Below are 6,616 nucleotides of genomic sequence, written 5' to 3' on the forward strand. Positions count from 1 at the left end.
GACGACATTCAGCTCATCAGCTTCATGGCGACGGTCGCCGCCAGAATCACGATGATCTGGAGCAGACGCTCTGTCGTGAAGATGCGGTGGAACGTGGTCATCGCTTGCCCCGGCCGACGCGAAGGAGATTTCGATCGGCCGTTGCTAGCACAGGCGGACAGCGAGACAACTCCGGAATTGCCACGGGTGCCGCTTGCCGCCGGCCTGTTGGGCGGAGGCCGCCCGTCATCCTCTCCCCGGCAGACGGTCGATCCACCATGCGAGAGTGCGGGCGGCCCTCTCCTCGAATCCGACGACCGGCACGCTCGCGCTGACTCCGCGCAGGCGGCGGACGTCGGCGGCCAGGATCGGTTCGGCATCGAGGCCCGTTGCGGCGAGGGCGTCGAACCTGACCAGATGCGTTGCGTCGAGCAGACCAGCCACATGCTCGATCACGCTGCGCAGGCTGCGCACCTCGCCGCTGGCGAGATTGACGGCACCGGTGAGCCCGCTGTCGAGCACGGCGGCAATCATTTGAGCGAGGTCAGCGACATAGACGAAGTCGCGCAGCTGGCCGCCATGCGAACAAGCGAAATGCTCTCCGGCGCGCAGGCTCCGGATCAGCGACGGGATCAGGCGCGCCTCGGGCTCGTGCGGGCCGAACGGAACGAACACACGGCCCCAGGTCGCACCTGCCGCGATGTAGGCTTCGGCCGTCGCGAGCTTGGCTCGTCCGTACAATGTCGTGGGCCGGCATTGGCTGGTGCGTTCCTCACATGGAGCGCTCTGAGGTCCATATTCGAGGCAGCTGCCGATACCGAGCATCCGGCTGACGCCGCAGGCTCGCGCACGCGACAGCAAATCAATGCTTGCGTCTGCCCAGAGCCGGTTGATTGGATGCTCGCGATAGTGGCCCGGCCGGACCTCCCAGGCGAGATGAACCAGATGCGTCGGCCGCGATGCGGACAGCGCATGCCGCCGGCCGGCTTCGGTGAGGAGATCGGCGGCGTGCCACGTCACGCCCGCCACCGCCGGCCGCGCCTTGCGCGCGACGCCGTGGACCTCGAAGCCGCGACCAACCAGCACGGGCAGCAAGGCGCGGCCGATGAACCCCGACGCGCCCGTGACAAGCACCCGCCTCATGCGAGATACGGCAGCGCGCGGTCACGCGCGGACAGGATCGGATCGGCAAGCGGCCAGTCGATCGCCAGCGATGGATCGTCCCAGCGAACGCCGGCCGCAGCTTGCGCGTCATAGGGCACATCGATGCAATACATCAGCTCGGTCCCGTCGACGAGCGTCTGGAAGCCGTGCGCGCATCCGGCGGGGATGAATACGGCGTTGCCGCGATCGGCGGCGAGTTCGACCGAACACCATTGTCCATAGCTCGCCAGCGATCGGCGCAGATCGACGATCACGTCGAAGGCGCGGCCGGCCACGCACCGCACCAGCTTGGCCTCCGGCCGGCCCGCCTGGTAGTGCAGGCCCCGCAGGGTGCCGGCACGTTCGTTGTGCGAGAGGCTGTGTTGCGCGAACTGCGTCGGCAGGCCCTGCGCCGCGAAGGCCTCGGTGTCGAACAGACGGGCGAAGAATCCGCGCGCATCGATCTCCGGCTGGATGCCGATTTCGATCACGCCAGGCAGAGCCAATGCCGTGAATTTCATCCCGGGCCCCCGCACATTGACGTCGCGCCAATTGCCGTTGCGAACATCCGTTCACCGTAACGCGTTTTCGGTTGCATCATGCGCAACCTTGTCGGAGTTTCCGTGGCTTGGGAAATTCACTAACAGCCGCGGCACGTAGGCACAACGGGACGATCCGTTCATGGACAGGCATCGATGCCGCTTTTGCGCGCGGGGGCTCGACGAAACGTTCGTCGATCTCGGCCTGTCGCCTTTGGCGAATTCCTTCGTGTCGCCGGAGCGGGCGGATGCGACCGAGCCGACCTATCCGCTGCATGCCCGTGCGTGCGGTGCCTGCGGGCTGGTGCAGCTTCCGCAATTCGAGCCTACGGCCAATATCTTCGAGCGGTATCTCTATTATTCGTCCTATTCCGAGAGTTGGCTCCGGCATGCGGAGGGCTATGCCGCAGAGATGATCGCCCGCGCGAAGCTCGGCGCGGCGTCCGAGGTGATCGAGATCGCCAGCAATGACGGATATCTACTGCAGTATTTCCAGCGCGCCGGCATCCGCGCGCTCGGGATCGAGCCCGCCAGCGGCCCGGCGGCCGCTGCCATCGCCAAGGGCATCCCGACCCAGACCTGCTATTTCGGCCGCGATGTCGCGACCGCGCTGCGCGCCGAAGGCCACAGGCCCGAGCTGATCGTCGCCAACAACGTGCTGCCGCACGTTCCCGATATCAACGATTTCGTCGGCGGCCTGCGCATTCTGCTGCCCGAGACCGGGTGCGCGACGCTGGAGCTTCCGCATCTGTTGCACCTGATCGAGGGCATCCAGTTCGACACGATCTATCACGAGCACCTCTCTTACTTCTCGCTCGCGACCCTCGAGAGGGTCTTTCGCGCCCATGATTTGCGCGTCTTCGACGTGGATGAATTGCCGACCCATGGCGGCTCGCTCCGTCTGCACGTCTGCAGCGAAGCTGCGCCTCGGAGCCCATCGTCGACGCTTGCGCAATTGCGTCAGCGCGAGGCCGTCGCCTGGCTCGACCAGCCCGGGCGCTATCTCGATTTTCAGGCGAAGGTCGCGGCGAAGCGCGAGACGATCCGCGACTTTCTCGTCGCGGCGAAGCGCGCGGGCAAGACGGTGCTCGCCTATGGCGCACCCGCGAAGGGCAACACGCTGCTGAATTATTGCGGCATCACGCGCGAGCTGATTCCATTCACCGTAGACCGCAATCCGCACAAGCAGGGCCTGCTGCTTCCGGGAACGCATCTGCCGATCCGCGATCCCGCCGCCTTGATCGCTGCGAGGCCTGATTACGTCTTCATCCTGCCCTGGAACCTGAAGGACGAGATCATCGCCCAGCTGCCGGAAGTTCGCGCCTGGGGCGGACAATTCGCGGTGCCCGCACCCGATCTCACGATCACATCGTGAGCGATGGTTAACGATCAGGCTGCGAGCGGAGCGGCGTAGTCCGCGCGCAACGCGAAATAGGCTTCCAGCTCTGACAGCGCCCGCGCTTCCCAATCGCTCGCCTGCTCCAGCAGCGACCAGCTCTGGCCCGGGCGGAATGCGGCGGTCTGCCGATAGAGCGATGCGATGCCGCGGTAGCGGCGCACGTTCTCCAAAATGGCCTGACCGTTGATTTGGCCGTTCATGTCCGAAAACTCCCTCGTCATTCCCGGGGGAGAAGTTGCGGCCAAATCTTTTTCGAAAAGTTAGCGGCGACGGCCGAGTTCGCGGATGGTTGCCGGACTGTTGCGCGCGGGCAACGCGCACAATCGTGACTGATCCGTTTATTGCGGATTCGTTGCCGCGCTGTCTCCCGGAGGCTTGCGCCCGCCGCTCGTGGTGATCCGCATCGTCTCGCGGCAGAGATCGGCCAGGCCGATCAAGAGCACGGCCAGCAGGAAGAACAGATTGATGGAATCCGCGTTCGCGCTGGAGAGCACGGCAAACTTGAAGAACGGCGGCATGAACGCCCACCACACCACGGGAATGGTGAGCAGCGCGGTAAACGCCGCCGCGGGTGCGCCCGCGACGAGTCCGACCATGAAGATGCTGGGCAGGAAGGTCGCGAAATAGAGCTTTGCGCCGAACGCGACACAGATGCCCTGAAGCGCGGCAGATATTGCGACCACTGCGAATCCGAGCAGGAACGCCTGCCAAGACCATGGCCGTACCCGCGGTACGCCATAAAAACCCGCGCGCCTCATCAGCCTCCCCCTGCCGCCCGTTGACCGGGCCCAATTGAGACCAAAGTACTACAGCCGCAGCCAAACCGCGAGGTGGAAATTGCGGCGATGGAGCCATCGAGAGCCCCCTCCCAGGGCTTAGTAAACGGCCGCATCGCACAATCAGGCCCGGCCGGCGGCTATTCGGTCGCCGCATAGAGCAGGCCCGCGACGGGCAAAGCGAGGCCGATGGCCGATGCGAGCGTCCAGCCGCCTTGCGCGAAAGCCCAGGCGCCGACCGCGGATCCGGCCGCGCCGGCGGTGAAGAACGTCGCCATGTAGAGGCCGTTGAGGCGGCTGCGGTGCTCATGCCCGAGCGCGAAAATGGCACGGAAGCCGAGCACGACGTTGCCCTGGACACCGACATCGATCGCGATCGCCGCCACCACCAGACAGACCAAGTTCAGCATCGAGCCGGACGTGCCGAGATAGGTGACGAGGAAGCCCCCGGCGGCGAGCAGCATCGCGACCAGCGTCGCGACGCGGCTGTGGCCGCGATCGGCGAGCCGCCCGGCGATGGGTGCCGCAAACACGCCCGCCACACCGGCCAGCGCGAATAGCGCGATGCCGCGCTGGGTGAAGCCGAACGCGTCCGCGAGCTGGAGCGGCGCCACGGTCCAGAACAGGGTGAAGCAGCCGAACAGGCTGGCCTGGTAGAGCGCCCGGCGCCGCAGCAGCGGCGTCGCCTGCACCAGATGCGGCATCGACAGCAACAGTTCGCCGTAGTGCATCCGCGTCACCGGCTTGCGGTTCGGCAGGGTCATCCAGAGCACCGCCGTCAGCACGATCATCAGCGCGGCGGAGGCGAAGAACACCGCGTGCCACGACAGCGCCGCCGTGACGAAGCTCGACACCGGACGCGCCAACATGATGCCGAGCATCAGGCCGGTCGAGACGTTGCCGACGACGCGGCCGCGGATGGCTTCCGGCGCCAGATGCGCGGCATAGGGGATGATGATCTGCACCGCGACCGAACCGATGCCGATGAACAGCGCAGCGACCAGGAACGGCAACGCATGGGTGGCGAACGCGGCGGCGAGCAGGGCCGCCGCGCCGAGCGTGATGACGGAGCAGATCAGGATACGGTTCTCGACGAGATCGCCGAGCGGCACGATCAGCAGCAGCCCGGTGCCGTAGCCGATCTGCGTCATGGTGACGATCAGCCCGGCCGCCGCATGCGACAGGCCGAGCGCGGCGCTGATCGGGGCGATCAGCGGCTGCGCGTAGTAGATGTTGGCCGCGATCATGCCACAAGCCGCGGCGAGCAGGAAGGTCAGGCGCCGCGACACCGCATCCGGCCCGGGCGCGGTCTCGATCGTGGCATTCATCGTCATGGCGTCCAGTCTCCGAGATATCGGGAACGATCATTCCCTAATACGACAACAATTCAGGCGAGCAACTTCATCGCGACGCCGACGAGACGGTCGCCGTCGAGCGGCAGGCGCGCCTTGCCGACGACGCGCAGGCCCTGCGTGATGCAGATCATCAGCCGCGCGGTGTCGTCAGCCGCGACATGGATGGGAATCGAGCCGTCGGCCTGCCCCTCGCGAATGAGGCCGGCGATGAAGTCTTCGTTGGTCTTGAGCTGGGCGCCGACGCGGGCGGCGACGGCGGGATCGACCGCCGACAATTCGACCGCGCTGCCGACCACGAGGCAGCCGCGCCGTCCCTCTCTCCCTTGCGACTGCGCGACATAGGACAGCAGCACATTGCGAATCCGCTCGCGGCCGTTGCGGCCGCGCCCGGCGGCGCTGCGGGTCTGTTCCTGGCGTAGCGCCGTATAGCGCTCGAAGGCGGCCAGGAACACCGCGTGCTTGTCGCGAAACGCCTTGTAGATGCTCCCCGTCGCCAGCCGCATCGCCGCGGTGAGGTCGCCGATGGAGGTCGCATGATAGCCGCGCTCGCGAAACACCCGCACGGCGCGGTCCAGGGCCGTATCCATGTCGAACTCCCGGGGGCGGCCGGGCGGACGAGCAACGGAAATGGATCGGCGGACGACCTTTTGCATTGCGGGATAATAGGGAATGGTTGTTTCCTAATAAAGACACGTGGTTGTGATGGGTGGATCGGGTCGTCGTATCAGCAGGACGGAATTTTCGTGTCCCGAACGCGCTGCGGCGCCTCTTGCATTGCTGCGCGAAGCCGGGACCCAGGGCGGCACGGGACACGGCGAGATGGGCCCCGGCTCTGCAGGGCATCACACCGGTCGATGCTTCGCATCGCCGGGCGTGCTGCGCAGCGTCCGGGGCACGAGAGGGGAGGTTGACGTGGCTCTCCCCCTCGTTATTGCGAGCGAAGCGAAGCAATCCAGAGTCTTGCCGCCGAGAAAATCTGGATTGCTTTGGTGCAAGCGCTCCTCGCGAATGACGGAGCATGAGGCGGCGGGTTGGCTCTCCAAGCACCTCTGTCATTCCCTGCGCAGGCGGGAAATCCAGTACGCCGCGGCTTCTCGGTTCGATCACTGCCGTCTCGGAGGACTGGATCCCGGTCCTTGTGCGCAGTTGCGCACTGGCCGGGCGATCACACTGAGTGTGTGGCTGCAGACACGCCTTCTCGTTCCCGCGGCGCGTTTAGCCCGAGCTTTGCTTCGTCGCTCCACCCTCCAATCCAAGAGGGCGCAGGGAAGGCCGGGTGCCGCCTGGCACCCGCGGTCCGCTGCGCGAAAATGCACACGCAGGAAGAACCGCACAGCAGCATACAGGCGTCGCCGATCACTCGGCCTTCCCTGCGCAGTGGCTGGACGGCTTATGCCGTGATCTCCCGGGAGCCGACCATTCCTT

7 protein-coding genes are annotated in these 6,616 nt (G+C 66.1%); 1 reads left to right on the forward strand and 6 read right to left on the reverse strand.

Annotated features, from left to right (window positions below; genetic code table 11):
* Nucleotides 1–225: 225 nt before the first annotated feature.
* Both JQ580_RS31990 and rfbC read right to left on the reverse strand, forming a co-directional pair.
* Nucleotides 226–1,122 (reverse strand): NAD-dependent epimerase/dehydratase family protein, encoded by an 897-nt coding sequence (locus JQ580_RS31990; protein WP_212285065.1) that lies wholly within the window; start codon nucleotides 1,120–1,122, stop codon nucleotides 226–228.
* A complete protein-coding gene (gene rfbC, locus JQ580_RS31995) occupies nucleotides 1,119–1,643 on the reverse strand; it encodes a dTDP-4-dehydrorhamnose 3,5-epimerase (protein WP_212285067.1) in 525 nt (174 codons plus the stop codon). The genes JQ580_RS31990 and rfbC overlap by 4 nt, the downstream gene beginning before the upstream one ends.
* A 160-nt stretch (nucleotides 1,644–1,803) precedes the next feature.
* Here rfbC and JQ580_RS32000 point away from each other — a divergent pair, with 160 nt between their 5' ends.
* On the forward strand, nucleotides 1,804–3,036 hold the full coding sequence (locus JQ580_RS32000) for a class I SAM-dependent methyltransferase (protein WP_212285069.1): 1,233 nt from the start codon (nucleotides 1,804–1,806) through the stop codon (nucleotides 3,034–3,036).
* 14 nt (nucleotides 3,037–3,050) lie between these two features.
* Here JQ580_RS32000 and JQ580_RS32005 read toward each other — a convergent pair whose 3' ends face one another.
* The 4 genes from JQ580_RS32005 to JQ580_RS32020 form a co-directional block, all read right to left on the reverse strand.
* The gene (locus tag JQ580_RS32005) at nucleotides 3,051–3,260 is read right to left on the reverse strand and encodes a hypothetical protein (protein ID WP_212285071.1); all 210 of its coding nucleotides are present in this window, start codon (nucleotides 3,258–3,260) and stop codon (nucleotides 3,051–3,053) included.
* Nucleotides 3,261–3,398: 138 nt separating this feature from the next.
* On the reverse strand, nucleotides 3,399–3,818 hold the full coding sequence (locus JQ580_RS32010; protein ID WP_212285073.1) for a DUF4118 domain-containing protein: 420 nt from the start codon (nucleotides 3,816–3,818) through the stop codon (nucleotides 3,399–3,401).
* A 158-nt stretch (nucleotides 3,819–3,976) separates the two neighbouring features.
* Nucleotides 3,977–5,170, reverse strand: coding sequence for an MFS transporter (locus JQ580_RS32015; protein ID WP_212285074.1), 1,194 nt, complete (start codon nucleotides 5,168–5,170; stop codon nucleotides 3,977–3,979).
* A gap of 53 nt (nucleotides 5,171–5,223) precedes the next feature.
* On the reverse strand, nucleotides 5,224–5,844 hold the full coding sequence (locus tag JQ580_RS32020) for a TetR/AcrR family transcriptional regulator (RefSeq protein WP_212285076.1): 621 nt from the start codon (nucleotides 5,842–5,844) through the stop codon (nucleotides 5,224–5,226).
* Between the last annotated feature and the right edge of the window lie 772 nt (nucleotides 5,845–6,616).

Origin of the sequence: Bradyrhizobium sp. SZCCT0148 (genome assembly GCF_018129985.1) — a bacterium.
GTDB lineage: Bacteria > Pseudomonadota > Alphaproteobacteria > Rhizobiales > Xanthobacteraceae > Bradyrhizobium > Bradyrhizobium japonicum_H.